This window comes from Longimicrobium sp. (assembly GCA_036377595.1).
In the GTDB taxonomy this organism is placed as follows: domain Bacteria; phylum Gemmatimonadota; class Gemmatimonadetes; order Longimicrobiales; family Longimicrobiaceae; genus Longimicrobium.
Genome location: DASUYB010000187.1, coordinates 20,014 through 46,534, shown reverse-complemented (window position 1 = coordinate 46,534; position 26,521 = coordinate 20,014). Strand labels below are relative to the sequence as shown.

The 26,521-nt window shown below is 72.2% G+C and carries 21 protein-coding genes; 12 read left to right on the top strand and 9 right to left on the bottom strand.

Annotated elements, in window-relative coordinates; genetic code table 11:
* Window positions 1-191: 191 nt before the first annotated feature.
* From VF092_30035 to VF092_30025, 3 genes are all read left to right on the top strand, one after another.
* Entirely contained in the window at window positions 192-1,154 is a 963-nt protein-coding gene (locus VF092_30035) for a PHB depolymerase family esterase (GenBank protein ID HEX6751571.1), read from the top strand.
* Between the two features lie 336 nt (window positions 1,155-1,490).
* Entirely contained in the window at window positions 1,491-3,008 is a 1,518-nt protein-coding gene (locus tag VF092_30030; GenBank protein ID HEX6751570.1) for an AMP-binding protein, read from the top strand.
* Window positions 3,005-3,586: a hypothetical protein gene (locus VF092_30025; GenBank protein ID HEX6751569.1), complete on the top strand. Its 582-nt coding sequence runs from the start codon at window positions 3,005-3,007 to the stop codon at window positions 3,584-3,586. Before VF092_30030 ends, VF092_30025 begins: the two co-directional genes overlap by 4 nt.
* 256 nt (window positions 3,587-3,842) lie before the next feature.
* On the opposite strand, the gene VF092_30020 is transcribed toward VF092_30025, so the two are convergent.
* Both VF092_30020 and VF092_30015 read right to left on the bottom strand, forming a co-directional pair.
* A complete protein-coding gene (locus VF092_30020; GenBank protein ID HEX6751568.1) occupies window positions 3,843-4,547 on the bottom strand; it encodes a class I SAM-dependent methyltransferase in 705 nt (234 codons plus the stop codon).
* Window positions 4,548-4,697: 150 nt separating this feature from the next.
* On the bottom strand, window positions 4,698-5,075 hold the full coding sequence (locus tag VF092_30015) for a hypothetical protein (protein ID HEX6751567.1): 378 nt from the start codon (window positions 5,073-5,075) through the stop codon (window positions 4,698-4,700).
* Between the two features lie 209 nt (window positions 5,076-5,284).
* Here VF092_30015 and VF092_30010 point away from each other — a divergent pair, with 209 nt between their 5' ends.
* Genes VF092_30010 through VF092_30000 form a run of 3 tightly spaced genes read left to right on the top strand, consistent with a single transcriptional unit; the run spans window position 5,285 to window position 7,083 of the window.
* Window positions 5,285-6,508, top strand: a complete 1,224-nt coding sequence (locus tag VF092_30010) for a DNA polymerase IV (protein HEX6751566.1) — start codon at window positions 5,285-5,287, stop codon at window positions 6,506-6,508.
* Entirely contained in the window at window positions 6,505-6,852 is a 348-nt protein-coding gene (locus tag VF092_30005; GenBank protein ID HEX6751565.1) for a hypothetical protein, read from the top strand. The genes VF092_30010 and VF092_30005 overlap by 4 nt, the downstream gene beginning before the upstream one ends.
* A gap of 54 nt (window positions 6,853-6,906) precedes the next feature.
* On the top strand, window positions 6,907-7,083 hold the full coding sequence (locus VF092_30000) for a hypothetical protein (GenBank protein ID HEX6751564.1): 177 nt from the start codon (window positions 6,907-6,909) through the stop codon (window positions 7,081-7,083).
* Window positions 7,084-7,372: 289 nt separating this feature from the next.
* Here the strand turns inward: VF092_30000 and VF092_29995 are convergent, their stop codons facing one another.
* Entirely contained in the window at window positions 7,373-9,094 is a 1,722-nt protein-coding gene (locus VF092_29995) for a potassium/proton antiporter (GenBank protein ID HEX6751563.1), read from the bottom strand.
* A 599-nt stretch (window positions 9,095-9,693) separates the two neighbouring features.
* On the opposite strand from VF092_29995, the gene VF092_29990 reads away from it, so the two are divergent.
* Entirely contained in the window at window positions 9,694-10,620 is a 927-nt protein-coding gene (locus tag VF092_29990; protein ID HEX6751562.1) for a prohibitin family protein, read from the top strand.
* Between the two features lie 375 nt (window positions 10,621-10,995).
* On the opposite strand, the gene VF092_29985 is transcribed toward VF092_29990, so the two are convergent.
* The 3 genes from VF092_29985 to VF092_29975 all read right to left on the bottom strand — a co-directional run bounded on the left by VF092_29985 (window position 10,996) and on the right by VF092_29975 (window position 15,756).
* Complete coding sequence (locus tag VF092_29985; protein HEX6751561.1) at window positions 10,996-12,222, bottom strand: S1C family serine protease; 1,227 nt, start codon at window positions 12,220-12,222, stop codon at window positions 10,996-10,998.
* Between the two features lie 123 nt (window positions 12,223-12,345).
* Window positions 12,346-13,527 (bottom strand): amidohydrolase, encoded by a 1,182-nt coding sequence (locus tag VF092_29980; protein ID HEX6751560.1) that lies wholly within the window; start codon window positions 13,525-13,527, stop codon window positions 12,346-12,348.
* Window positions 13,528-13,740: 213 nt separating this feature from the next.
* The gene (locus VF092_29975) at window positions 13,741-15,756 is read right to left on the bottom strand and encodes an AAA family ATPase (protein ID HEX6751559.1); all 2,016 of its coding nucleotides are present in this window, start codon (window positions 15,754-15,756) and stop codon (window positions 13,741-13,743) included.
* Window positions 15,757-16,022: 266 nt separating this feature from the next.
* Here VF092_29975 and VF092_29970 point away from each other — a divergent pair, with 266 nt between their 5' ends.
* From VF092_29970 to VF092_29955, 4 genes are all read left to right on the top strand, one after another.
* On the top strand, window positions 16,023-16,931 hold the full coding sequence (locus VF092_29970; GenBank protein HEX6751558.1) for an MBL fold metallo-hydrolase: 909 nt from the start codon (window positions 16,023-16,025) through the stop codon (window positions 16,929-16,931).
* Between the two features lie 325 nt (window positions 16,932-17,256).
* Window positions 17,257-18,531, top strand: a complete 1,275-nt coding sequence (locus VF092_29965; GenBank protein HEX6751557.1) for a lactate 2-monooxygenase — start codon at window positions 17,257-17,259, stop codon at window positions 18,529-18,531.
* 243 nt (window positions 18,532-18,774) lie between these two features.
* Window positions 18,775-19,974, top strand: a complete 1,200-nt coding sequence (locus VF092_29960) for a heparan-alpha-glucosaminide N-acetyltransferase domain-containing protein (GenBank protein HEX6751556.1) — start codon at window positions 18,775-18,777, stop codon at window positions 19,972-19,974.
* Window positions 19,975-20,121: 147 nt separating this feature from the next.
* Complete coding sequence (locus VF092_29955) at window positions 20,122-20,910, top strand: carboxypeptidase regulatory-like domain-containing protein (protein HEX6751555.1); 789 nt, start codon at window positions 20,122-20,124, stop codon at window positions 20,908-20,910.
* 97 nt (window positions 20,911-21,007) lie between these two features.
* Here the strand turns inward: VF092_29955 and VF092_29950 are convergent, their stop codons facing one another.
* The 3 genes from VF092_29950 to VF092_29940 form a co-directional block, all read right to left on the bottom strand.
* Window positions 21,008-21,424, bottom strand: coding sequence for a hypothetical protein (locus VF092_29950; protein HEX6751554.1), 417 nt, complete (start codon window positions 21,422-21,424; stop codon window positions 21,008-21,010).
* Window positions 21,425-21,564: 140 nt separating this feature from the next.
* On the bottom strand, window positions 21,565-22,359 hold the full coding sequence (locus VF092_29945) for a hypothetical protein (GenBank protein ID HEX6751553.1): 795 nt from the start codon (window positions 22,357-22,359) through the stop codon (window positions 21,565-21,567).
* Between the two features lie 28 nt (window positions 22,360-22,387).
* Window positions 22,388-23,014 (bottom strand): hypothetical protein, encoded by a 627-nt coding sequence (locus VF092_29940; protein HEX6751552.1) that lies wholly within the window; start codon window positions 23,012-23,014, stop codon window positions 22,388-22,390.
* Window positions 23,015-23,499: 485 nt separating this feature from the next.
* Here VF092_29940 and VF092_29935 point away from each other — a divergent pair, with 485 nt between their 5' ends.
* Entirely contained in the window at window positions 23,500-26,463 is a 2,964-nt protein-coding gene (locus VF092_29935; GenBank protein HEX6751551.1) for an ATP-binding protein, read from the top strand.
* Window positions 26,464-26,521: the final 58 nt, after the last annotated feature.

Below are 26,521 nucleotides of genomic sequence, written 5' to 3'. Positions count from 1 at the left end.
GGGCCACAGCCGGGCGGGCAGGATCTCACCCTCCCGCGCAGATCTTTCCCGGCTACCTCTCCCGGTACGGGGCCCCCGGTACGCGAGAGGTGGCGAGCCTGAGCGAGCCGGAGAGGGCGCAATGCCGGAGCTGCGCGCCGATGCCAGCATCTACGGATAGGTCGCAAGATCCCCACAACCACGCGATCGCGATGACGATCCACCGCGCGCTCATCACCATCCTGGCAGCCGTGACGATGACCAGCACCGCGCCGGAGCCCGCCGCCCCGCAAGCGCCCGCGCGGGCGCCGGGCACCTTCGAGTGGCACACGTATGCGGGCGAGGCGGGCACGCGGCGCTACCGGCTGTTCGTCCCCGACGGCCTCGACACCAGCCGCCCGGCGCCGCTGGTGGTGATGCTGCACGGCTGCACGCAGGACCCCGACGATTTCGCTCGGGGCACGCGCTTCAACGAGCTGGCGGCACGCGCGGGGGTGGTCGTCGCCTGGCCCGAGCAGAAGGCCGAGCACCAGGTGCAGAAGTGCTGGAGCTGGTACGATCCCGCACACCAGGCCGTGCAGCGCGGCGAGCCCGCGGTGATCGCCGGCATCACGCGCGAGGTGATGGCCGCGCGCGCGGTCGATCCCAGGCGCGTCTACGTCGCCGGCGTGTCCGCGGGCGCGGCGATGGCGGTGATCGTGGCGGCGTCGTACCCCGAGCTGTTCGCCGCCGTGGGCTCGCACAGCGGCATCCCGTACCGCGCCGCCTCCGACGTGCCGCACGCGCTGAGCGTGATGCGCGGGGGGAGCACCGATCCCGCCATCCTCGCCTATGCGCTGCAGGACGCGGCGGGCAGGCGCGCCATGCCGCTGATCGCCATCCACGGCGGCGCGGACGCGGTGGTCAGCCCGCTGAACTCGCGGCAGCTGGCGGCGCAGTGGGCCGGCGTGCTCGGCCTCTCCTCCATTCCCGCGCAACGGTCGACGGAGGGGGGATTGGCCGTCGAGCGCACCCGCTGGAACGCCGCGGACGGCAAGCCCGCGATCGAGCTGGTGATCGTGGACGGGCTGGGCCACGCGTGGTCCGGCGGCTCGCCCGAGGGCACCTTTGCCGACGCCCGCGGCCCCGACGCATCGCGCCTCATCCTCGACTTCCTCCTCGCGCATTCGAAGTGAGTGCAGGGCGGGCGAGGTCGTGGATGTCGTGGATGTCGTGGATGTTTGTAGAGGTCGCAGTATGCGAGTGAACTCGCGGCTACAACGACACACAGTCCGCCTTCGCGGACTTCACTTTGGTGCCGAGCGATTTCGGCGCCGAGGGCAGGCGATGGGTGTGGTGATGCGCCGAATCCTCTCCCCGCGCTGAGGTCTCCCCCCTTCTCCCGTTATCGGGAGAAGGGGGGCCGGGGGGGATGAGGGGCCCCGGCGCGCAGCGCCGCCCACCGTCCTTTGAGGTGCGATGATGTTGGCGTTCAGGGCAACGACGGAGCAACAGAAGAGCAACACCGAACGATGACCACAGCCGTCCCCCCCTTCCCCCGCCGCCCCGACCCGCTGCGCTTCTGGCGGCGGCTGGCGGGCGCGCGCCACGCGCTGGTGGACCGCGCGCGCGGTGAGCGGCTGACGTATCCCGAGCTCGACGCCGCCGCCGACCGCTGGGCCGCGCTGCTGCGCGCGCAGGGCGTCGGCCGCGGCGACCTCGTGGCCACGCTGGCGGGGAACCGCAGCGAGCTGGCGGCCGCGTTCTTCGCCTGCGGCCGCATCGGCGCGGCGCTGATCCCGCTCAACTGGCGGCTGGCCGCGCCCGAGCTCGCGCCGATCCTCGCCGACGCGCGCCCGAAGCTGCTGCTCGGCGAGGACCGCTTTCGCGACCGGGCCGAGGGCGCGCTCCGCGGCATCTCCGACGCGCGGTGGATCGACCTCGACGCCGACGCACCCACGCTCCTGGCGCGCGGCGGCCCGTCGGCGGACGACGTGGAGGTGGAGCCGGACGATCCCTGGCTCGTCCTCTACACCTCCGGCAGCACGGGCCAGCCCAAGGGGGCCATCCTCCCGCATCGGCAGATCTTCTACAACGCCGTGGCGACGACCACCGCGTGGGAGCTCGGCGCCGGCGACGTCGCCCCCGTCTCCACGCCGTTCTTCCACACGGGGGGATGGAACGTCTTCGCCACGCCGCTCTGGTTCCGCGGCGGCAAGGTGGTGCTGTTCGACCAGTTCGACGCGGACGGGTACCTCGAGGCGATCGCGGAGGAGGGGATCACCGTCGCCCTCACCGTGCCCACCATGCTGCTGATGCTTATGGAGGGGCGGCAGTGGGGCCGCCCGCTCCCCAGCTTGCGCACCTTCATGTCCGGCGGCGCGCCGCTCCCCGCCGCGCTGGCGGAGCGCGTCCGCGCCGCGGGGTACGCGCTGCGCGAGGGCTACGGGCTGACCGAGTGCGGCCCCAACTGCTTCGCCATCCCCGCCGACGAGGCGGTACGGCGGCCGGGGTGCGTCGGCTGGCCCGTGCCGATGCTGGAGATGCGGCTCGCGCGCGACGACGGCACCGAGCCCGCGCCCGGCGAGCCGGGAGAGCTGCTGCTGCGCGGACCGCAGGTGTTCGCCGGCTATCTCAGAAATCCTGAAAAGACTGCAGAAGCGTTCACGTCCGACGGCTGGCTGCGCACCGGCGACCTGGCCGCGCGCGACGGCGACGGCACGTTCCGCATCTGCGGGCGGCGCAAGGAGATGTTCATCTCCGGCGGCGAGAACGTCTTTCCCGGCGAGGTCGAGGCGGTGCTGGCCGACTGCCCCGGCGTGGCCGAGGTCGTCGTCGTGGGCGTGCGCGACGAGCGCTGGGGCGAAGTGGGGCGCGCCTTCATCGTCCCGCGCGGTGAAACGAACGTGACGGAGGTCGACGTGGTGACGCATGCACGGGCGCGGCTGGCGGGATACAAGGTGCCGAAGTCGGTGGTCTTCCTCCGCGAGATCCCGCGGCTGGGCTCGGGGAAGCCGGACCGCCGCGCGCTGGCGGAGGCCCGGCCATGAGCGCCGTCGCCACCCAGCCGCTGGCGAAGGGGTCGACCCTCCGCTCCACGCTGCGCTACGTCGAGGCCGAGCACGGTCCCGCCGCGGCCGCCGCCGTCCTCGCGCGGCTGGGGGACGGCGAGCGCCGCCGCGTCGAGGCCGCCACCGCGACGGAGGAGGTGCCGATCGAGCTTCTCCGCGCGCTGTGGGACGCGGTGGAGGCGGAGATCGGCCGGCGCGATCCCGGCTGGCCGGAAAAGTCGGGCGCGTACTCGATCCAGTCGCTGGGGATGCAACTCTACGGCGGGATCCTGAAGAAGAAGGATCCGCTGGAGTTCCTGGTGCAGCCGGTGTCGCTCTTCCGGCTGTACTACCAGCCCGGCAACATGGAGGTGGTGGAGGCCGAGCCGGGGCGGGCGGTGCTGCGGCTGGTCGGCTTCCCCGGCGACCCGGTGTTCTGCCGGCGGCAGACGGGCGGGCTGCTGCGCGCGGTCGAGCTGGCCGGCGGCGCGAACCCCGCCGTCCGCCACGTCCGCTGCTCCGTCGAGGGCGACGCCTTCTGCGAGTGGGAGCTGCACTGGGGCGCGGCGAAGGAGTGACGTCGCAGTCCGCACCCGAGAAGGGCCCTCACCCGAAAACTGAAGGAGGGGAGACAAAACTGCCGTCTCCCCTTCAGTTTTCGACCCTCTCCCCAAACAGCCTGGGAGAGGTAACTGCGACAACGACTTAGCGCGCCGAACCTTCTTCCCGTGCTGAGGTCTCCCCCCTTCTCCCGTTATCGGGAGAAGGGGGGCCGGGGGGGATGAGGGGCCCCGGCGCGCAGCGCCGCCCGCAGATGCATCGTCGTGCTCCGGCTCAGCCCTCCCGCACCCCGATGTACGCCCCGCGCCCCGACACCCCCTCTTCGTCGTGGCTGACGCGCAGGCCGGCGGTCTCGAACGCGGCGGTCATCTGCTCGCGCGAGAAGAGGCCCATCTCGTGGAGCTCGGAGGCGCGGGTGATGCCGTCCGGGTGGCCGACCAGGTACTCGAACGTGAGCAGTGAGATCGTGCCCTCGACGGCCATGTGTGCCATGCGTACGATCGTTAGCCCCGGCTCCTCGACCGTCTCCGCGCTGACGCGGCCGGGTTGGATCATCTCCGCGGTGAACCACGGCTCCACCAGCAGCACCCCGCCCGGCGCGAGGTGGCCGGCCATGCTGCGGAGCGCCGCGTTCAGCCCGGCGGCGGTGCGCGTGTAGCCGATGGCGCTGAACAGGCAGGTGACCACGTCGAAGCGCCGCCCCAGCTCGAAGTCGCGCATGTCGCCGAGGTGCAGCGGCACGTCCGGCAGCCGGCGCCGCGCGGCTTCGAGCAGCCCCGGCTCGAGGTCGACGCCCTCGACGGTGTAGTGCTCGCGCAGCGCCTGGAGATGCATCCCGGTGCCGCAGGCCACGTCGAGCAGCGTGCCCCCGCCGCGGCCGCCGGCGGCCGTCACCAGCCCGCGGACGCGCGCCGCCTCGGCCGGGTAGTCCTTCCACGCGTAGATGCGATCGTACAGCTCCGCCGATTCCGAGAACATCATCTCCCCCCATGAAACGAAGCACGCGACGATTCCCGTCGCGTGAACGATCGCATCGCCGGCACGAATGCCGGTAGTCCGCGAAGGCGGACTTCGTGTGGTTGTTGCAGCGAAATCATTCGCCCCACCCCCACCCGGGCCGACGCCGTCTCACTCCGCCACGCGCTCCAGCCACGCCAGCGCGGGCTCCACCTCGCGGAACACCTCCACCGGCGCGTCCACGAACTCGCAGAGCATCGCGTACATCCGCGCCATCCCGTACACCACGTCGTTGTCGGCGACGACGGCGGTGGGGCCGACGACGGTGCCCGCCTGCTGCATCCGGCGCGCGCGACCGACCAAGCGCCGCACGTCGTCGGGGGTGAGGTCCGTGGTGGCGCCGCGCGCGTCGAACAGCTCCGCGTACCCGGCCGCGCGGTCGGCCTCCTCGAAGTCGAGATGCTGCTCCAGCTCCACCAGCGTCAGCAGCCCCTCCGCGCGCGTGTACATCCGCTGCCGCTCGCGGTCGAGCGTGTAGGGAATGGGCATCGAAACCGGACCGTCTCCATGGACAAAATGCTGCCGAGTGAACCGGAAGATGTTCTCGCGGCGGCCGAACGGCAACGCCTGCATGGCGCCACTCTCGATCCATCTCCCCGCGTAAACTCTGCACACCTTGTCACCGCGCCCGTTCCGCCGCCTCCGGGGTATACGTATCTTTAGATCAGAAAATCAGTTGCGAACCTGAACCGCCGTAGATGACCTCGTCCGAGCGCCCCCGCCGCCTGCTGCTGGCCGACTGCGACTCGTACTTCGTGCGCTGCGCCATGCTGGCCGACCCCGAGGGCGCGGGGAAGGCCGAGCTGCTGCTGGTGGGCGGGCGCCCGGACGGGCGCGGGGTGGTGACGTCGGCCAGCTACGCCGCGCGCAGGTTCGGCGCGCACGCGGGGATGCCGATGTCGCAGGCGATCCGCCTCTGCCCGCAGGCGATGGTCGTTCCCGTCCCCGGCGAGATGGTGCAGAAGAAGCACCGGGAAGTGCGCGCGGTGCTCGACGAGTTCAGCCCCGTGGTCGAGGCCGCCAGCGTGGACGAGTTCTACCTCGACCTCACGGGGACCGAGGCGCTGTACCGCCACGAGCCGCTGGAAGAGACCGCGCGCCGCATCCAGCAGGCGGTGCTGGAGCGCACGGGGATCTCGCTCTCCATCGGCGGGGCCACGCAGCGCACGCTGGCCAAGATGGCGGCGTCGGTGAACAAGCCGTTCGGCATCCACGTGGTCCCCCCCGGCGGCGAGGCGGAGTTCATCGCGCGCTTCGACCTGGCCGACATCCCCGGCGTGGGGCCGGCGTTCGCCGAGGCGCTGCGGCGGCGCGGCGCCACCCGCGTGCGCGACCTCCTCCCCCTCGACGAGGACACGCTGGTCGCCTGGCTGGGCGATTCGCGCGGGCGGTGGCTCCATCGGCTCTCGCGGGGGATGGGGAGCGAGGGCGGCGTCACCCCGCGTGCGCCGCAGAAGTCCATCTCGCACGAGCGCACCTTCCCGCAGGACATCCTGGCGGAGGAGGAGATCGAGGCGAAGCTGCTGTACCTGGTGGGCGAGACGGGCGCGTCGCTGCGCGCGGACGGGCTGAAGGCGCGCACGGTGACCGTGAAGATGCGCTACGCCGACTTCACCGACCGCAGCGCCAGCCGCACCGTGGCCGAGCCGCTGGAGAGCGACCGCGCGATCTACGCCGTCGCCCGGCAGCTGCTGCGGCAGCTGCGCTCGCGGCGGCGCGGCGGGATCCGCCTCCTGGGCGTGGGCGTCAGCAAGCTGGGCGAGGACGCGGAGCCGGAGCCGATGCTCTTCGAGCCGCCGCAGGGGCTGGAGACGGACCGCGACCGGCGCCTTTCCGCCGCCACCGACCGCCTGCGCGGCCGCTTCGGGCGCGACGCGGTGCTCCCCGCGCGGGTGGCGCCGGCGCGGAAGGAGGCGGGGTGAAGGCGCTCCTGCGCGCGGCGCTGGCGCTGCTCCTGGCCGCGCCCGCGCTGCATCACCCCGGCCCGGCGGGCGCCGCGTCCCACCCCGGCGCGCGGGCGCGGGACGAGCGTCTCGCCGCCGTCCCGTCGCACCGCGTCCCCGCCGCCGAGGCGCCGGCGCCGAAGCGCGCGCGTCCGCCGGCGCCGAACGGGCCGGTCCCGCAGCTCTTCGTCCCCACCACGGGTCTCGCGCCCGCACGCGAAGGTGCGGCCGCGAGCACCATCCGCGCGCCGCGCGTCCTCTCGCCGCGGCGGATCAACCGTCCCGCGTACTACGCCACCGCGCCTCCCCGCGAACGCCGTTGATCCCCCAGCCCGCCGAAACGGTTCGGCGGGCGGACGACGAACGTTCGCGAGGAGATGCCGATGTTGCTGGCGATGCTCGCGGTGCGCCCCTTCGAGGACGCGCCGCCGCTGGAGGTTGCGATCGTGCTGGTGATCGCCGCGCTGATGGTGTGGATGCTGTGGGTCGGCGCGCGGAGCGGGAAGAACAATCCCCCGCGCCCGCCCGAGGGCGACCGCGATCTCAACGCCTGATCGCACGAAACGGAGCCGCCCCGGCCGATGCGCCGGGCGGCTCCTTCAGTATCCGGATGGCTGTTTCTCGAAGAAGCAAGCGATGTCATTCCGAGCGCCGCCGCTCGCCGGATGCCGCGTCCGCACCGGCGTCAGTGCGGCGGCCGAGGAATCTGTGGCCTGCTTCCGAGCTACAGCCGGGCTGTTGCGCGGACGCCGGCCAAAGATTCCTCGGGAGCCGCCAACCTGTGGTGCAGCCGCGAGTTCGGAGAGGCGGCTCCGCTCGGAATGACAGCGTCTGGTTAATGCTCTAACCCTCATCACCGCTCGGCGTGATCACCAGCCCGACCTGCTCGACGCGGCCGTCGACCATCGATCTCACGTGCAGCTTCACGCCGGGGAGGGTGATGCCGCGCCCGGCTTCCAGGCGCTTCCCCAGGCGCGCGCGCAGCAGGTCCTCCAGCGTGCACGCCGCGTCCTCGGCGAGATCGACCCCGTAGAACTCCTCGATGTCGCCCACGGTGGTGTCGCCGCGCAGGGGGAACTCGATCTGCGCGGGAAGCGGCGCCGCGACGGCGCCGCCCGCGAACAGCCGGTCGACCAGCGGGCGCGCCTCGGGGGTCAGTACAAGGAACGCGTGGTCGCCCGGCTCCAGGCGCGTGCTGCCGCGCGGCGGGATCACGCGGCGGCCGCGGGCGATCATGGCCACCACCGCGCCGTCCGGCAGCGCCAGCTCGCGCACCGTGCGCCCGGCGAAGCGGTCGCCCTCCTGAAGCGTGTACTGCACGATGTCGCCCTGCACCTCGCGCAGCGACGTGATCTCCAGCGTCACCGCGGGCGCGGGGGGATGCGGCTCCTGCAGGCGCAGCAGCCGCGCGAGCGGGGCCAGCGTCCACCCCTGCAGCAGCGCGGAGACGAGCACGACGAAGAACACCACGTCGAACAGCCGCTCGCCGCCGGGGAGCCCCAGCAGGAGCGGATACGTTCCCAGCACGATGGGCACCGCGCCCTTGAGCCCCGCCCACGAGACGAACGCCAGCTCGCGCGGGCGGAAGCCGAGCGGCGCCAGCGCGGCCGCCACCGCCAGCGGCCGGGCGAAGAACACCAGCACCGCGGCAATCAGCAGCCCCGGCCCGGCCACGCCCAGCAGCCGGCTGGGGAAAGCGAGAAGGCCCAGCAGCACGAACATCGCGACCTGCGCTAGCCACGCCGCGCCGTCGTGGAAGAGGAGGATGCCGCGCTGGAAGACGATGCGGCTGCCGGCGATGGCGATTCCCGACAGGTACACGGCCAGGAAGCCGCTCCCGTGCAGCGACGCCGCCAGCCCGTACGACAGCAGCCCGGCCGCGGCCACGAACACCGGGTACAGCCCCTCCGCGCCGAGGCGGATGCGATTCGTCGCCCAGACCGCGCCCGCGCCCACCGCGATCCCCACCGCCGCGCCGATGAGCATGTGCTGGGCGAAGAGCCACGCCAGCCCGGGCCCGGGCGCCATCTCTCCCAGCAGGATCTCCAGCAGCCCGACGGTGAGGAACACGGCCATCGGGTCGTTCGAGCCGCTCTCCACCTCCAGCGTGGCTCCCAGCCGCTCGGGGAGGTGCAGCCCCGTCGACCGCAGCACGGAGAAGACCGCCGCCGCGTCCGTCGAGGCGACGATGCTTCCCAGCAGCATCCCGTTCAGCAGCGGCACGTCCAGGATCCACGCCACGGCCGAGCCGACGATCGCGGCGGTCAGCAGCACGCCGACCGTGGCCAGCGAGGCGGCGGGGGCCAGCGCGGGGCGGATGGAGCGGAAGGGCGTGCGCAGCCCGCCGTCGAACAGGATCACCGCGAGCGCCACGGTCCCCGCGCCGTGGGCGAAGCGGTAGTTCTCGAACGCGATCCCGCCGAAGCCCTCGGAGCCGGCCAGCATCCCCACGAGGACGAAGAGGACGAGGACGGGCACGCCGAAGCGCGACGACAGCTTGCTCGACGCGATCCCGATCAGCACCAGCAGGGCGCCCATCAGGATCAGCCGGTCGATGGGGAACATCAGCGCCGCTCCCGCGTTGCGCGAGAGAGACGGAGGTGGCGACGATGGATCGTCTGCAAGGCACTCCGTTCGTCAGGGGGAATTGCCAATCCGCGGGATCCAGAACACCTCCGGTGTCATCCCGAGGGAGGCGCTGCACCTCACTTTCGTACCGCACAAGCGCCGGGCGCCGACAGAGGGATCTCCTCGATCTCGCGGAGATTCCCGCTCCTTCGGCAGACATCCCGCCCACCGTGCAAGATCCTTCGGGCGCGCAGGGTTTCGTGTGAACGCGATCTCGGTGCTCCGCGCCCTCAGGATGACACCGAGGGGGTGTCCGCAGGTTTGCGCGACATTCTCTCAGGCGACGACGAGACCCGGCCGCGCCGGCGGCGGTATCTCCCGATTTGGGACGGGCCGCCGGGGTTTGTCAACGCCGCGCGCGCGGGGGAGGCGACATCTTCATGTGAAGTCATTATCTTGAAACGATCTACGGCAGATGGTCGTAGTTCACCCCCGGCCCGGCCGATCGGCCTGGGCTCGCGGGTGGGCGGCGGAGCGAAGGATGCCGCCGCCCCCCGCATCACCCGGAATCCGCTCGAGGAGAGCGCAATCCCACCATGCCTACCATCCAGTTGCCCACCGGCCGCAACAGGCCCATTCCCAGCATCGGCAACCCGCTGCGCGCGTTCGCGGGCAAGGCGCCGTGGGTGATCATCGCCGTGCTGGCGCTGCTGACGCTGCCGACGATGTTCGTCTACATCAACCCGGGGAACGTGGGGATCGTGATCCACAAGCTGGGCGGCGGCGTGGACCGGCACCCGCTGGGGCAGGGGCTGCACTTCCGCAACCCCATCACCACGGGGATCGAGGAGTACCCCGTGTACATGCAGACGCTGATCCTGACGCGCGGCGGCAGCGAGGGCTCGCAGAGCAACGACGAGATCAACGTCAACAGCGTGGAAGGGCAGCCGGTGTCGCTGGACGTGTCGCTGAGCTTCGAGCTGGACGCCAGCAAGACGCCGGCGCTGTACACCACCTTCCGCACGCACATCGAGCAGATCCAGCACGGCTACGTGAAGCAGGCCATCCGGCAGGCGCTGCAGGAGGTGGTGGGGAGCGAGCCGATCGCCGACATCCTGGGGCCCAAGAAGGCCGAGGTGGTGGGCCGCACGCAGCAGCTCATCGCCACGCGCCTGGCGCCGTACGGGTTCGTCGTCAAGCAGTTCACCATCAACGAGATCCGCGCGCCGGCCGAGGTGATGCAGGCCATCAACACCAAGAACGTGATGCAGCAGCAGGCGCTGACCGCGCAGAACGAGCTGCAGAAGAACATGTACAACGCGCAGGGCGACAGCATCCGCGCCAGCGGCCGGGCGAAGGCGATCCTGACCGAGGCGCAGGCGCAGGCCGAGGCCAACCGCCTCCTCTCGCAGAGCATCACGCCCACGCTGGTGCAGTACGAGATGACCAAGAAGTGGAACGGCCAGATGCCGCAGGTCACCGGCGGCGCCACCCCGCTCCTGCAGCTCAACCCGAACCAGTAGCGCGCGATCTCCGCTCGTCCCCGCTCGTCCGCGGAGGGACGGGTCCGTCGAGCGGGTCCGCGGGTGCACGTCCGCTGGTACGGGGCGACTGAAGTCGCGGCTACAACTACACGAAGTCCGCCTTCGCGGACTACCGGCATCGGCGCGGACGAGGGCACCCGCGCACGTGACGAGCATCGCGGGCCGGCGGCGGGCAGGATGCATCTCCGCCCACACGCCGGCCGCGTTCCGCGCGAAGTCCGCGAAGGCGGACTGTGTGCCGTTGTAGCCGCGACTTCAGTCGCATCGTCGCGACCGAAAATTCCATCTTCCGCCCAGACGATTGGGGCGCACCGATGATCGGTGCGCCCCAATCGTTCTTCTCCAACCCTTCGTCTACCGCCCGACCTTGGCGGAGGCCGGCGTGCTGGCGGCGTCGCGGCGGAAGACGGCCACGCCGTACGAGCATTCCGGCGTGCCGCACTGCGCCATCCGCACCGACACGTGGTACGTCCCCGTTTCCTGCGGCGTGAACGCCAGCGTCGGGAAGTCGTCGCTGTCGGTGTCGCTCTGCAGCAGGTGGTCGCCGCGGTCGTACAGGCCGAGGTCCACGTTGGTGCACTCGGCGTCGCAGCGCGCGGTGATCAGGTACGAGACGCCCTTCTCCAGCGTGAAGTCGTGCGCCTCCGCCGCGTCGCGCGCCGCGCTCCCCGTGGCCACGGGGAAGGCGCGCACGAACCCGCGCATCTGCAGCATCGGGGCGATCACGACGAACTGGTCCTCCACCTCGCGCCCGGGCTCGCGGCGGCGGACGATGCTCCCGCTCTCGCCGCCCAGCGCGGGCTCGGGATGGTCGCCCACCCGCGCCAGGCCGGCGTGCGGGTTGGACACCAGCACCGCCCGCGAGAAGGGGCGCGGCGTGCCGCGGCTGGCCAGCATCGGCCGGGCGTAGCGCACGGGCACGGCCATGTTCAGGTTCTGCCCGCCCATCACCATCATCGTCGCGACCCCGATCACCTCGCCGCGCTCGTTCATCACCGGGCCGCCCGACGAGCCGGGAGAGATCGGCGCGCTGATCTGCAGCATCGCGATCCCCTCCAGCGGGCGCTTGCCGCTGATCATCCCGTCGGTGAAGGTGCCGCCCATCCCCAGCGGGTTCCCCATCACGTAGATCTTGTCGCCCACCTCCATCTGCGTGTCGCTGCCCAGCTTCATGGCCCGCAGCCCGTGCGCGGGAAGCTGCATCAGCGCCAGGTCGCTGGCGGGGTCGGCCGACACGAGGGAGACCTGCTCCCAGCTGCCGCCGTCCAGCAGGCTCACCTGCAGCTTCGCGGCTTCCTCGATCACGTGGTAGTTGGTGATGAACAGCCCGTCGGGGCTGATCACGAACCCGGTGCCGAGCCCCACCGTGTCGCCGTCGGCCGCCAGCGCGCGGATCATCAGCAGGCTGGCGTGCGCGCCGGCCGCGATCTCGCGCGGCGTCGGAGCGGCGGGCTGCGCCTGCGCCTGGCGCGAGGCGAGCTGCGTGCGGGGCGGCTGGCCCGCGGCGGGCGCCGCGGCAGCGATTGCGAGAGTGGCGAGAAGGGCGGCGGTGCGGGCCGAACGACGGGTTCCCCTACTCATGGCGACCTCTCCGGATCCATGTGCTGCCCCGGGCCGCCGACCTCCGCGCCCCGGCTGGGTCCGGTCACCTACTCAAATCCGATGCCAGAAATCCGCGGAGATGAATTCATAAGATCCAATAGGTCAACGATTTGCGATTTCGCCGTAGCAGGATAGCGCACGGATGGCGGACTGTTCCAGCACCTCGACGGCCACCGGCAGGCAATCTTCGCAGATGTCGAAGTGGGGAGAGTGGTGGGGATGCACCGCCCCCTTCGGCTCGCTCATCGCGCCCACGAAGAAGTAGCAGCCGGGCACGCGCAGGAGGAACTCGCCGAAGTCCTCCGCCGCCATGGTGCGCACCTCCGGCCCGAAGCGCACGCGCTCGCGCCCTACCGTCTCCTCCGCGGCGGCGCGGACGATCTCCGCCACGCCCGCGTGGTTGATGGTCGGCGGCGTGTCCTGGTGGTAGCGGAAGTCGTACGTCGCCCCGAACGCCTCGCAGATGCCGGCGGTGATGCGCTCGATGCGGCGCGGCAGCTCGTCGCACGCGTCCACGTCGAAGGCGCGGACGGTGCCCAGCAGCCGCGCGCTGTCGGCGATGACGTTGTACGCGCCGCCCGCGTGGAACGCGCCCACCGTGACCACCGCCGACTCCAGCGGCGACACCCCGCGGCTGACGATGCTCTGCAGCGCGACCACGACCTGGCTGCCGATCAGCGTGGCGTCCACCGTCTGCTCCGGCATCGCGCCGTGGCCGCCCTTGCCGCGGATGGTGATCTCGAACTCGCCGGCCGACGCCATGAACGGCCCCGGGGTGATGCCAACCATGCCGGACGGCAGTCCCATCCACACGTGCAGCCCCAGCGCGCAGTCCACCCCGTCCAGTACGCCCTGCTCGATCATCCGCAGCGCGCCCTGGCCGCCCTCCTCGGCGGGCTGGAAGACGTACTTCACCGTACCGCCCCACCGCTCGCGACTGGCCGCCAGCCGCTCGGCGACGGCCAGGCCGATGGCGGTGTGGGCGTCGTGCCCGCACGCGTGCATCTTCCCCGCGACGGTGCTGGCGAAGTCGTGCGCCGTCTCCTCCTGGATGGGGAGCGCGTCCATGTCGGCGCGCAGCAGCAGCGTGGGCCCGCCGCCCGCGCCGCCGCGCAGCGTGCCGACCACGCCCGTCTCCGCGATGCCGGTGCGCACCTCGTAGCCCGCCGCGCGCAGCCGGTCCGCCACGATCCCGGCGGTGCGGTGCTCCTCGAACCCCAGCTCCGGGTGGCGATGGAGGTCGCGGCGGGTGCGGATCAGCAGCTCGGTCTCGGCGGTGGCCATCGTCGCTCGGTTCGTTCGTGGCAGATGGAGATTGTCGGCGGAGGAATCTAACGCGCGCGGGAAGGCCGACGCATCGGACCGCCAGATCCGGAAAAAGATTTGAGCTCACGCAGGATTAGCAGGGTTAGCAGAGAACTGCAGCTATTCTCTCTGCTAACCCTGCTAACTCTGCGTGAGACTTGCTGTTTCTTGATGTGGTTTCGCGGGCGAAACTCACACCACCTGCGGGGTCTCCGCGGCGGGCGCGGCCTCCTGCGGCTCCGGCTCCGCTTCGGGCTCGGGGATGCTGCGCGTGGGCTCGTCGTGCGGCGGGCGGCCGCCGTTGCGGTGTTGGTGCTCGCCGCGATGCGCGTCGCGGCCGGCGCGCGGGGGCCTGCCGTTGCGCCGCGCGTCTTCCTCCGCCGGCGGCTGGGCGCGGTCGGGCTTCGCCGGCGCGGACGACGTCTCGTCGGCCGGCGGGGGCGCGGCGGGCGGGGCGTCCTTCGGCGGGGCGAGGAGGTGGTCGAGGGGGATCACCTCGTCGCTCATCCCCTTGCGGTGCGGGTCGGCGATCCACTTCGCCACGCCCTGCATGAAGCGCCACACGCCGCCGCTGGTGGGCCGCTGGTAGTCCTTCGACACCGGGTCCGTCCCCATCTTCTGGAACACCGCGGTCAGCCACTCGGGCCCGTGCCCGCCCACCTCCAGCTCGGGCAGCCAGCACTCCAGCTCGCCGGTGGGCACGATGAACAGCCCGTACTCGGCGCAGGCGTTCAGCAGCTGCTCGGCCATGGCCCGCACGTCGCGCGGCGCGCGGTAGATGCCGCCGCCCTTCCAGTCCTCGCCGCGCAGCTTCTGGGCGATGCGCGCGCGCTGCTCCTCCCACGGCTCCCAGAACACCTGGGGGACGAAGGTGGCCTTCAGCAGGTCGCGGAAGTCCTCGCGCCCCTTGAGGATGTCGAGGTCCACGATGGCCACCGACGGAATCCCCATCTCGCGCAGCGGGCGCACGATGCGGCGGATGGTCTGCTTGTTCTGCGCGTTCATGAACAGGCACCCGTCGGCCCCGCCCGCGCGCGCCGCCAGCAGCCGCTCGTTGATCTCCGAGTAGAACACGCGGTCGGCGTCGGCCTCGCACACCACCGCGCCGTCGTGGAAGAGCGCGCCGAGCACGCCGGTGGAGCGCAGCAGCGGGTCCTTCATCATGGCGTCGAGCTTCCCCGCGCCCAGCAGCCGCGCGGTGGCCACGCCGGCGCGCCAGGTCAGCCGCACCACGTTCACCCGCTGCCCGCTCTGCACGCACCCCATCAGGAACTCGGGCGAGTGCGTCGACGCCAGCACGTTGGCCCCCCGCTCGGACGCCAGCTGCGTCAGCCGCTTCCCCAGCTTCCGCGTGAGCGGGGGATGGAGGAAGGCCTCGGGCTCGTCCACCAGCATGATGCGGTAGTCGGCACTCATCACCGCGGCCGTCAGCCCGGTGAAGGCGCGCACCCCGTCGCTCAGCGAGGCGATGTCGTGCGCGCGCCCGTGGAAGGCCAGCGCACGGTCGTCGTCGCCCTGCTCCTCGGCGTCGTCCATGGGCGCTCGGCTGGACATGCGGATGCGGAAGAGCTCCGGGTCCGTGGTCCGGTCGATCGCGAAGAACAGCCCGAACGCCTCGCCGGTGATCTCGCGGATGAGCTCGCGCGCCGCGTCGTCGCGCCAGAGCGCGGCCAGGTGGTGCGCCGGGTGGTCTTCGGGGTCGCCCGCCGGCCGCGGCTGGGTGAGCGCGAGCCGCGTCTGCCCGTCGAGGCGGATCAGGAAGAGCGTCAGCACGTCGCGGCAGAGGAGCGCGAACTCCTCGTCGGTCAGGTGGTCGACGTCCTGGAGCGCGCGGGTGACCGCCCCGAGGTCGATCACCTGCTCCTCGAGCGGCTCGGCCGGGTCCTCGGCGCGGCGGCGGCTGAACTCGCCGGGGCTCTTCAGCCGCACCACGCGCGTGCACCCCGCGGGGGGATCGCGCCCGTCGCGCACCTGCCGGCTGAGCACCATCTCCCGCACCACCTCGGGCGGGGGAAGGTCGGGCTCCACCCCCTCCACGATGTGGCCCTGGTCCTCGCCCCCGCTCTCCACGAAGCTCTCGAGCTCGCGCAGCGCCAGGCTCTTCCCCGAGTTGTTGGGGCCCACGAACACGGTCATGGGGCCGGGCTCGAAGCTCAGTCCCGGCTCGTCCTCGTCCGCGCCGAAGCGAAGGTTTACGGTCTTCAGCATGCGTCGGGTGGAATCGCCCCGGCGCGCGGCCGGGGGCGGAACGTCGAGCGGCGGAGCGGAGATCGGTGGGCGATGTACCGCGGGTCTCGTCCCTCCGCCGGCCCGCGGGGCGCCACGGGCCGTTTTGTTCAAAGGTGTGCCAGAAGCGGGCCAAGGACGTAACGAAGCCGCGACAGGCGAGACAGGACGCCCTTGATCCCCGCGGCGGCGCGGCGCACCTTGTCGAGCCGACCCCGCACCTCCCGTCCGTTCGCCCGGAGCCGCCCATGCCGCGCCGCCGCGCCGTCCTCGCCGCCACTGTCATCCTCCTCACCGTCGCGACCTCCGCCGCCGCGCAGAACATCCCCGACAGCGTGCGGGTGCGCTCGGAGCCGGTCGCGGGGAACGTCTGGGTGCTGATGGGGCGCGGCGGCAACATCGGCGTGCTGGTAGGGCCGGACGGGATGGTGATGGTGGACGACGAGTATGCGCCGCTCACCGACCGCATCCGCGCGGCCATCGCGGCCATCGACCGCGGGCCGATCCGCTTCCTGCTGAACACGCACTGGCACGGCGACCACACCGGCGGCAACGAGAACTTCGGCAAGGCCGGGGTGGTGATCGTGGCGCACGACAACGTGCGGGTGCGGATGAGTACGGAGCAGGTGATGAAGACGATCGAGGACCGGGTGCCCGCGTCGCCGCCCGGGGCGCTGCCGGTGGTCACCTTCGGCGAGGACGTCACCGTGCACCTGGACGGCGAGGAGACGCACGCCGTCCACGTGCCGCCCGCGCACACCGACGGCGACGTGATCGTGCAATTCCGCACCTCGAACGTGATCCACGCGGGCGACGTGTACTTTAACGGCATGTACCCGTTCATCGACCTGGACAGCGGCGGCTCGGTGGAGGGAACCATCGCCGCGGTGGACCGCATCCTGTCGCTGGCCAACGCGCGGACGCGCATCATCCCCGGCCACGGGCCTGTCTCGGGCGTGGCCGAGCTGCGCGCGTATCGCGACATGCTGGCCACGGCGCGCGACCGCGTACGCGCCGCCATCGCGCGCGGGCAGACGCTGGAGCAGCTCCAGGCCGCGCGCCCGCTGGCCGACCTGGACCCGCGCTGGGGCGGGGGATTCATGAAGGCCGACCGGTTCCTTCGGCTCGTGTACCTCGACCTCTCCGCGCGCCGCTGATCGGGACTGGCCTCACGCGGAGCCGCGGAGGCGCGGAGAAAAGACGAAGAACGGCGGAGGAACGAAGAAGAGTGGGCGACACCGACGATGTCATCCTGAGGTCGCCGCCGCACTGAACCGTCGTACGCACGGATGCCCGGCGGCGGCCGAAGGATCTACTCGATCCCGCGGAGATGCCCGCCCGTCGGGACCGGCATCCCGGCGGCGCCGGCAAGATCCTTCGGGCGCGGCAAGCGCCGGCGCGGTCGAGAGTTGCGGCACCCGCGCCCTCAGGATGACATCCTGGGACATCTCATCTCCATCCCCACCCTCACGGAGACGAACGGTGGCAGCGTCCGAAGTCGCGATCCGCAGGCAAAGCGAGGTCTACGTCGGGGGGATGGCGGGGGAGAAGCCGCTCGTGCCGGTGGACGCGCGGCGGCTGGAAGAGGCCGCGCGGCGGAAGATGTCGCCGCAGGCGTACGCGTACGTGGCCGGCGGCGCGGGGTCGGAAGGCACCGTGCGCGCCAACCGCGAGGCGTTCGAGCGCCGCCGCATCGTCCCGCGCATGCTGCGCGACGTGGCCGAGCGCGAGATCTCCGTCGAGCTCTTCGGCCGCACCCTTCCCGCGCCGCTGCTCACCGCGCCCATCGGCGTGCTGGAGCTGGCGCACCCGGAGGCCGACCTCGCCGTGGCGCGCGCGGCGGCCGAGGCGGGGGTGCCGATGATCTTCTCCAGCCAGGCCTCCGTGGCGATGGAGACCTGCGCCGCGGCGATGGGCGCCGGGCCGCGCTGGTTCCAGCTCTACTGGAGCAAGAACGACGAGCTGGTGGAGAGCTTCGTCCGCCGCGCCGAGGCGTGCGGGTGCGAGGCCATCGTCGTCACCCTCGACACCACGCTCCTCGGCTGGCGCGCGCGCGACCTGGACCTCGCCTACCTCCCCTTCCTGCGCGGCAAGGGAATCGCCCAGTACGTCAGCGACCCCGTCTTCCTCGCCTCGCTCGCCACGCCCGCGCCCTCCGCCGCCGCGGGGCAGAAGCGCAAGATCAACCTGCACACGCTGCGCGCCTTCGCCGAGCTGACGCGGGCGCACCCGGGCGCGTTCCTGAAGAACCTGCGCTCGGGCGTCCCCCTGGCGGCGGTGCAGCAGTTCATCGGCACCTACTCGCGGCCGTCGCTCACCTGGTCCGACCTCCCCTTCCTGCGCGAGCGGACCAAGCTCCCCGTGCTGCTGAAGGGGATCCTGCACCCCGACGACGCCCGCCGCGCGCTGGACCAGGGGATGGACGGCGTCATCGTCTCCAACCACGGCGGGCGGCAGGTGGACGGGGCGATCGCCACCCTCGACGCGCTCCCCGCCATCGTCGACGCCGTGGCCGGCCGCGTCCCCGTGCTGATGGACAGCGGCATCCGCGGGGGCGCGGACGTGTTCAAGGCGCTGGCGCTCGGCGCGCGCGCGGTCTGCGTCGGCCGCCCCTACGTCTACGCGCTGGCGCTGGAGGGGCGCGCGGGGGTGCTGGAGCTCCTTCGCAACCTCGTCGCCGACTTCGAGCTGACGATGGGGCTGGCCGGCTGCCACTCCATCTCCGAGATCGGCCCGGAGTGCTTGGCCGGAGGATGATCTTTCGAAGGGAGATGGGATGATGAGGCCGAGCCGCCGCGATCTTCTCGCGCTCCCGCTCCTGGCGATCGCCGCGTGCGCCCGCGCGCAGGAGACGATGACGCCGCAGCCGCAGCCCGCGCCCGCCGTGATCGGGCGGGCCAAGATCCGCCGACTTCCGGGCCATCCGCGGACTTGCCCCAAGCGCAGTTCTCGCACAGACTTGTAGCATCCCCGCCCGACGACCCCTCGCAGGACGCTCGCATGACGGACACGCTCGCCCCGGCACCCTCCGCCGTCCCCGCGATCGAGATCGCGCCCGCCTTGCCCGACGGCGTCGCCCAGCCCGGACGGCTGCGCGCGCTGGACGTGTTCCGCGGCATCACCATCGCGGGGATGCTGCTGGTGAACAATCCCGGCTCGTGGGACCACGTCTACGCGCCGTTGGAGCACGCGGAGTGGAACGGGTGGACGCCGACGGACACCATCTTCCCGTTTTTCCTGTTCATCGTCGGCGTGGCGATGACCTTCTCGTTCGGCGCGCAGATGGCGCGCGGTCAGAAACGGGGCGCCATCTTCGTCAAGGCAGTGAGGCGCTCGGCCATCCTGTTCGGGCTGGGCCTGCTTCTGGCGGCGTTCCCGTACTACAACCTGGACGTCGGCCACCTCCGCATCATGGGGGTGCTGCAGCGCATCGCGCTCTGCTTCCTGGCCGCGTCCGCCGTCTACCTCTTCGTCCCCCGGCGGGGGCGCCCGTGGGTGGCCGCCGCCCTGCTGCTCGGCTACTGGGCGGCGATGACGCTGGTCCCCGTCCCCGGGCACGGCGCGGGCGACCTGGTGACGAAGGACGGCAGCCTGGCCGCGTACGTCGACCGCATGGTGCTCGGGACGAACCATCTCTGGGCCGCCGCGAAGACGTGGGACCCCGAGGGGCTGCTGAGCACGGTCCCGGCCATCGTCACCGTGCTGCTCGGCATCTTCGCGGGAGAGTGGCTGCGGAGCGCGCGTCCCCCGGCCGAGCGCGCCACGGGACTCTTCTTCGCGGGGAACGCGCTGATGGCGGCGGGGCTCGTCTGGAACCCCGTCTTCCACATCAACAAGAACCTGTGGACCAGCTCCTACGTGCTGTTCATGGGTGGGATGGCGATGGTGGGGCTGGCGATGTGCTGGTGGCTGGTGGACGTGAAGGGCGTGCGGAGGTGGATCCGCCCCTTCACGGTGTACGGGATGAATGCCATTGCGGCGTTCTTTCTTTCCGGGGTATTCGCGCGCCTGCTGAACCTGGTGACGGTCCCGGGTGGACCGGCGGGAACGCAGCCGGTGAAGGGATGGATCTACGCGAACGCCTTCGAAGCGTGGCTTCCCCCGTTGAACGCGTCGCTGGCCTTCGCCGTGACGTTCGTGCTGGTGTGGTGGGGGATCATGGAGGTGTTCTACCGCAGGAAGATCTTCATCAGGGTGTGATGAAGAGGGGTGGGGAGAGGGTGCGGACGACCCTCGCCGGACGAGGGCGGGGCGCAGGGATAGACGTACCACCGCAGTCGGCCCGGCCTTCGGGGACCCGCGACCACGGGCGCCCCGGGCCGGTGGCATCTCCCCGGAGGTTTTTCGATGAAGCGTTCCTCGCTCGCCCTCCTTCCGGCCCTGCTGGCGGCGACGGCGCTCCACGCGCAGCAGTTCACCGGCAAGGTGATGGACCGCACCGGCGAGGCGCCGGTGCAGACCGCCACCGTCGAGGCCCTGGCGCCCAACGACCGGGTCGTCGCCCGCGCGCGCTCGGGCGACGACGGCTCGTTCACCCTGCGCCTGCGCGATCCCGGCGAGTTCCGGCTGCGCGTGCAGCGGCTGGGCTACCGCACGGCCACCTCCGAGCCCGTCCCCATCGCGGAGACGCAGACGGTGCGGGTGGAGCTGCGCATCAGCACCAGCGAGGTGGCGCTCACCCCGCTGACGGTGACCGGGCGCACCCAGCCGCCGCGCAGCGCGCGCCTGGAGCGCGAGGGCTTCTACCAGCGGCAGCAGCTGCACGTGGGCGCCTTCGTCACGCGCGACCAGATCCGCGAGCGGCGGCCGCTGCACCCCAGCCAGGCGCTGCGCGGGATCCCGGGCGTGCGGGTGCAGCAGATCACCGGCAGCACCCAGGGCGTGGTGGTGATCACGCGGCGCGAGCGCGGCGGGTGCATCCCCCTGCTGCTGGTGGACAACGCGGTGATGGGCGCCGAGGACATCGACCTGCAGATCCGCGCGCAGGACATCGACGGCATCGAGGTGTACCGCGGGCCGAGCGAGATCCCCGGGCGCTACATGAGCCTGGCGTCGCCCTGCGGGCTGATCGTGATCTGGAGCCGCGACGGCGAGGCGGACCCGGAGCCCGACACCGCCTCCGCCGGCGAGCGGTGACGCTGGACGGGGAGGGAGATGAACGAGCGAAGGGAGGCGCACCGGTCCGGGGCGCCTCCCTTCGCTTTGCCGTTCGGCGAGATCTCGATCGCCCGCGTCAGCGCGGCAGGCCGGGGCGCGGGGCGTGCACGGGCCCGGCGGACCGGACGGGCGGCTCGGGGCCGCGGCGCACCAGCTCCTCCATCTCGCCCAGGAAGGTGTTGTCGCCCGCGCGGCTCTCGCCGAACAGCCCATCGGGGTTGTGCCCGGCACCGCGCGCGCCGGCGTACAGGTTCAGCCACAGGTCGAACCGCTCGCCCAGCTCCAGCACCCAGTAGAAGAGCCGGGCCCTGCGCCTCAGCAGCAGCATGGCGATGAGGTCCACGCAGAAGGCCAGGATGCCGGCCTGCACCATCACCACGTCCTTCAGCCCGTCGATGAACAGCTTCAGGCCGAAGAGCGCGAAGTCGCGGATGAGAACGCCCGGAGATTGGGCGCGGCGGTCGATCGGGAATTGGGCGCTGCGGTCGATCATTTCGAAGTCCCTCGAGTCGGTAGGTCCCACGTCGCCACCCGATTACGTCGCCAGCCCGCCGCGAGTTTCCAGCACCGAAAGCTGCGCGATCCTGGTCCCGGGCACCAGTCTCCAGATGACGGCCTCGTCGGGCCCCGCGTTCACGTCGCCGGGAGCGGGGCGGCGGGGCGGGTGAAGCCGGCTGGGACGGCCTGGTTGGCGGGGGGATCGTACATGTCGAGGTACAGGAGCACGGGGTGGGGGAGACCGGGATAGGTGACCTCGTACGCGTCCAGCAGCCCGCGGCCCTGCATGTCGCGCGGGGCGTTGGGCGTCTCGAACTCGCAGCAGCTCCCCAGCCGGAACCAGGTGACAGTCTGCCCGTCCGGGCCGCGCAGCCCGTCGAGCCAAGCGTGCTCGTTCTGCACGCCGCGGTCGCCGCCGCCGCCGACCTTCACCGGGTTCTCGGGCGCGTAGCCGAGGGCCTTCGCGCCGGCCAGGCTGTCGGCCAGGCTGCGCGGCGGCGGCTGGTACGCCTTCATCCGGTCCTCGATCCCCTTCACGATCATCGCCCCGGCGGCCAACTCCATCGTCAGGCACTCCTGCGTGGTGCAGCGGCCGTTTCGCGCCGCGTTCACCGCGACGGGCTCTACCGTGAAGGCGACGGAATCGCCCTTCTGCTCCATCAGCACGCGCGCCACGGTGGACGGCTTGCCGGCCTGGGGGGAGTTGAGGTCGGTGATGAGCATCTGGTCGAGCGACATCACCCGGAGCGGGTAGCCGTTCTCGCGCAGCGCGTCGATGGCGGCGCGGTAGACGGCGCGCAGCGGCCGGTCCGTCGTCCCGCTGAGGGCGAACGGGCCCATCCCGCCCTCATTCTTCTGCGCGGCGGCGGGCATGGCGGCGGCAATGGCGCCCAGGGCGAGCGCCGCGGCGCGGAGGAGGGCGAGTCTCATCGGCGGTGGGCTCCGATCGAGTTGGGGATCAGGGATGCGGCTCGTAGCGCCGCAGGCTCTGCATCAGCGTGCTGTCGGCGGCGGTGACGCCGGGGACGCCGTCGAGGTGCGCGCGGACGAGCTCCACCAGCGCGGGGTCGGCGGCGTGCACCTCCCACACCGCGCCGTCGACGCAGGAGAAGTGGAGCGCGCAGGTCTCCTCGATCAGCGCGTGCGCCGACTCGGGCGTGTCCGCCGCCCACCAGCGCTCGAGGAAGCCGTCGAGCCGGTCCGCGGGCGCGGCGAGGGCGAAGAAGTCGGCCCAGTCGTCGAGCAGCGTGTCGGCCACGGCTTGGAGCCAGCGCCCGTCGACCAGGCGCCAGTCGTCGCGCTCGTCCAGCACCAGCCGCTCGGCGGCGCGCAGCTCGCGGCCGGCGAAGGCGCCGGCGGTCTCGTCCCAGTCGCGGTACCAGCCGTCGGGGAAGCGGAAGAGGTGCGGCTCGGCGTGCAGCACCCAGCGCCAGCGCGCGAGCATCGGCTTGAGCGGCGCGAACCAGCGCGCGAAGTCCGACACGCCGGCGGACACGAAGGTGGCGCCGGAGCCGCGCTCGGCGGGGTGGCCGGTCTGCTGCACGGCGGCGGTGTCCGGCGGGCGGGAGATGCGCAGGCCGTTCATGCGGCGGGGGTGTGCGCGGGTGTGTTCCGGAAGGGGTCGGGATGATGAGCGTACGGAACTACGAAACGGCGCGATGCGCAAGGGTGAGGTCGGGGAGTGCTGAGTGCTGAGTGCTGAGTGGGGAAGTGCGTCAGTGCGGAAGTGCATGAGTGCGTTGGGTCGGTGCGCACCGCGGCATCGCGCCCTCTCCGGCTCGCTGGGGCTCGCCACCTCTCCCGTACCGGGAGAGGTAGCCGGGCGCCCTATCGGCGCGAATCGCGAGCGGCGGTGCGGCCGCATGCAGTTGAAGTCCGCGAAGGCGGACTGCGTGTTTTTGTAGCCGCGACTTCAGTCGCATCGTTCCTCGACCTCCTCCTTGCTTCGATCCGGTTTCCCGATCCCCATTTTGTCCCCTGTCCCCTGATCCTCCGCATGGCCGCCTTCTTGCCGCAAACGCCGGACACGCACCATCATCCGCCCATGACCGCTCGCACACCGGCCCACGCGTGACGCCGTCCCCGCAGGCCCGGCGCACCGAGCACGACGCCAGCTTCGGCACCGCGCGCGACGGCGTGGCCGTGCTCGCGCCCAACTGGCGCATCCGCTACATGAACGCGTCGATGCTCGAGATCCTGCGGCTGATCGGCCGCGGGGGCGAGGTGGCCACGCTGTGGGACGCGCTGCCGAAGTGGGAGCACACGCCTGCGGCCGACACGCTGCGGCAGGCCATGCAGAGCGGCGCGCCCGTCGTCTTCCGCGTGGACGGCGAGCGCGGCCGCGGGCGCGTGTGGGAGGTGCAGGCCGAGCCGCTCTCCTCCGGCGAGCTGCGGGTGCGCGTGCGCAACGTGACCGCGCAGGCCCAGGCCGAAGACGCCGAGCGCCGCTTCCGCGACGCCGGCGGGTCGGTGGCCGAGCGCGAGGCGCGCCTGGCCGCCATCGTCGCGGGCGCGCCGGTGGGGATCGTGCTGCTGGAGGCCGACGGCTTGGTGGTGCGCGAGGCCAACGCCTTCTACCACCAGTTCCTCGAGGGCCCCTGGCGCGAGCCGGGCGCCATCGTCGGCCACACCCCCGCCGAGTTCATCCCCGACTTCGAGGGGTCGGGGATCGGCGAGATCTTCCGGCGGGTGCGCGACAGCGGCCAGCCGGTCGAGATCCCCGAGTTCGAGTTCGCCGGCTTCGAGCGCGGCGTCATCTACTTCCGCTGGACGCTGCAGCCGCTCTCGGCGGGCGAGGGCGACCGGCCGCGCTACCTCCTCCTGCTGGTGGTCGACGTCACCGAGCAGGTGCTCGGGCGCCGCGCAGCCGAGGCCGAGCGCAAGGCGCTGTACGACGTGCTCGACACCCTTCCCGTGGGCGTGATCGTGGCCGACGCGCCGTCGGGGAACGCCACCTACATCAACCCCGCCGGTGTGGCGATGGGCGGGCGCCCGCTGGAGGAGCTGACCGCCGCCGAGCTGGCCGAATATCCCGGCCGCTGGCAGGCCTTCCGCCCCACCGGCGAGCCCTTCCCGGCCGGCGAGCTCCCCGTCGCGCGGGCGCTGCGCGGCGAGCCCACGCGCGACGTGGAGATCGTGCTCCGCCCCGGCGACGGCGAGGAGCGCACCGTCAGCGTCAGCGGCGTTCCCCTGCGCGATTCGGCGGGGCGGGTGGACCGCGCGCTCGTGGTCTTCTACGACCTAACCGAGCGGCTGGCGCTGGAGCGGCAGCTGCTGGAACGCACCCGCGAGGCCGAGTCGGCCGCCAGCGAGGCGGCGCTGCGCGCGGAGGAGAGCCGCGCGCTGCGCGAGATCGGGCGCGTGCTGGTGAGCGAGCTGGATCCCGCGCGGGTGCTGGACTTGGCCGCGCACTCGGCGATGGAGCTGCTGGGCTCGCGCGCGGCGGTGATCGTCATCCCCCGTGACGGCGAGAGCGTGCGGCTCTCCCCCGCGCTGGGTGCGCTGGCGGACCTGGACGGGCGGGTGATGGGTCTCGCCGGCACGGTGGTGGCCGACGTGCTGGCCCACGGGGGAACGCGCGTGTTCAACGACACCGCCGACCTTCCCGAGACCAGCCTGTTCAAGGCGATGGCGCGCGAGCGGGGGATCCGCAACCTGGCGCTCGCGCCGATGCTGGCCTTCGGCGCGCCGGCCGGCGTGCTGGCCGTGGTCGACCGGGGGACGCCGTTCACCGACGAGGACGTGCGGCTGCTGGAGGGGCTGGCCGACACCGCCGCGCTGGCCATCCACAACGCGCGGCTGCACCTGGAGGAGCGCCGCCGCGGCGAGGAGAACCGCGCGCTCCTCGCCGCCGCCGAGGCGCTCACCTCCACCCTCGATCCGCCGGAGGTGATGCAGCGCATCGCCGCGGCGGCGCGCGAGCTGACCGGCGCGGAGGGCGCGGCGCTGACCATGTACGTGGGCGAGGAGCGCGAGCGCACGCAGGTGATGGCGGCGGTGGGGATCATGGAATCCCTGGCGGGCGTGACCGTCCCCTCGGGCGCGTCGGTGACGCGGATGGTTGCCGACGCGGGCGTGCCCCGCAGCATGGCCGTCGCCGACCTGCCCGCGGAGATTCCCAGCCGCGCGATGCTGTTGTCGGTGGGCGCCGAGCACGCCGCGCTCGTTCCCCTGCGCGCGGGCGACGAGGTGGTGGGGATCCTGGCGGTGGTGAACGGCCCCGGGCGCGGCGCGCTGGGCGACGAGGCGCTGCGCGTCGTCTCCCTGCTGACCGACCAGGCGGCGCTGGCGGTGCGCAACGCCCGGCTCTACGCCGGCGCGCAGTCCGCCAGCCGCGCCAAGAGCGAGTTCCTGGCGATGATGAGCCACGAGCTGCGCACCCCGCTCAACGCGCTGGAGGGGTACGCCGGCCTGCTGGAGGAGGGGATCTACGGCCCGCTCACCGAGATGCAGCGCGACGCGCTCCGCCGCATGCGCGTCTCGCGGCGCCACCTGGTGGAGCTGATCGACAGCGTGCTCGACCTGGCCCGCGTGGAGGCCGGAACGCGCCGCGCCGAGCCCGAGGTGCTGGACCTGGGCGAGCTGGTGGAATCCGTCGGCGAGGCCATGCGCGGCGCGGCGGAGGCGAGGAAGCTGTCGCTGGAGATCGACACCGAGGGCGCGGGGCGCGTCGCCACCGACCGCGGGCTGCTGCGCCAGGTGCTGACCAACCTGCTGGGGAACGCGCTCAAGTTCACCGAGCGCGGCGGCGTGGCGGTCCGCGCGCGGCGCGAGGGCGACCGGGCGGTGGTCGAAGTGGAGGACACCGGCCCCGGCATCAGCGCCGACAACCAGGCGCGCGTCTTCGAGCCCTTCTTCCAGGTCGATCCCTCGACGACGCGCAAGGAGGGCGGCACGGGGCTCGGCCTGGCGCTCTCGCGCGACTTCGTGCGCCTGCTGGGCGGCGAGATCTCCGTGCGCAGCGAGCCCGGCCGCGGCAGCACCTTCACCGTCACCCTTCCAGTCGACGGCCCGCGGCAGGAAGTCGAAGAGTAGACGGAAGAAGAAGGAATCTACGAAATCCAGGAATCGGGTTGATGCACCCAGAGCGATC

What these genes read in the sequence shown, in the direction of transcription:
- VF092_30035 (HEX6751571.1), top strand. Translation starts at nt 192, where the DNA reads ATGACGATCCACCGCGCGCTCATCACCATCCTGGCAGCCGTGACGATG.
- VF092_30030 (HEX6751570.1), top strand. Translation starts at nt 1,491, where the DNA reads ATGACCACAGCCGTCCCCCCCTTCCCCCGCCGCCCCGACCCGCTGCGC.
- VF092_30025 (HEX6751569.1), top strand. Translation starts at nt 3,005, where the DNA reads ATGAGCGCCGTCGCCACCCAGCCGCTGGCGAAGGGGTCGACCCTCCGC.
- VF092_30020 (HEX6751568.1), bottom strand. Translation starts at nt 4,547, where the DNA reads ATGTTCTCGGAATCGGCGGAGCTGTACGATCGCATCTACGCGTGGAAG.
- VF092_30015 (HEX6751567.1), bottom strand. Translation starts at nt 5,075, where the DNA reads ATGCCCATTCCCTACACGCTCGACCGCGAGCGGCAGCGGATGTACACG.
- VF092_30010 (HEX6751566.1), top strand. Translation starts at nt 5,285, where the DNA reads ATGACCTCGTCCGAGCGCCCCCGCCGCCTGCTGCTGGCCGACTGCGAC.
- VF092_30000 (HEX6751564.1), top strand. Translation starts at nt 6,907, where the DNA reads ATGCCGATGTTGCTGGCGATGCTCGCGGTGCGCCCCTTCGAGGACGCG.
- VF092_29995 (HEX6751563.1), bottom strand. Translation starts at nt 9,094, where the DNA reads ATGTTCCCCATCGACCGGCTGATCCTGATGGGCGCCCTGCTGGTGCTG.
- VF092_29990 (HEX6751562.1), top strand. Translation starts at nt 9,694, where the DNA reads ATGCCTACCATCCAGTTGCCCACCGGCCGCAACAGGCCCATTCCCAGC.
- VF092_29985 (HEX6751561.1), bottom strand. Translation starts at nt 12,222, where the DNA reads ATGAGTAGGGGAACCCGTCGTTCGGCCCGCACCGCCGCCCTTCTCGCC.
- VF092_29980 (HEX6751560.1), bottom strand. Translation starts at nt 13,527, where the DNA reads ATGGCCACCGCCGAGACCGAGCTGCTGATCCGCACCCGCCGCGACCTC.
- VF092_29975 (HEX6751559.1), bottom strand. Translation starts at nt 15,756, where the DNA reads ATGCTGAAGACCGTAAACCTTCGCTTCGGCGCGGACGAGGACGAGCCG.
- VF092_29970 (HEX6751558.1), top strand. Translation starts at nt 16,023, where the DNA reads ATGCCGCGCCGCCGCGCCGTCCTCGCCGCCACTGTCATCCTCCTCACC.
- VF092_29960 (HEX6751556.1), top strand. Translation starts at nt 18,775, where the DNA reads ATGACGGACACGCTCGCCCCGGCACCCTCCGCCGTCCCCGCGATCGAG.
- VF092_29955 (HEX6751555.1), top strand. Translation starts at nt 20,122, where the DNA reads ATGAAGCGTTCCTCGCTCGCCCTCCTTCCGGCCCTGCTGGCGGCGACG.
- VF092_29950 (HEX6751554.1), bottom strand. Translation starts at nt 21,424, where the DNA reads ATGATCGACCGCAGCGCCCAATTCCCGATCGACCGCCGCGCCCAATCT.
- VF092_29945 (HEX6751553.1), bottom strand. Translation starts at nt 22,359, where the DNA reads ATGAGACTCGCCCTCCTCCGCGCCGCGGCGCTCGCCCTGGGCGCCATT.
- VF092_29940 (HEX6751552.1), bottom strand. Translation starts at nt 23,014, where the DNA reads ATGAACGGCCTGCGCATCTCCCGCCCGCCGGACACCGCCGCCGTGCAG.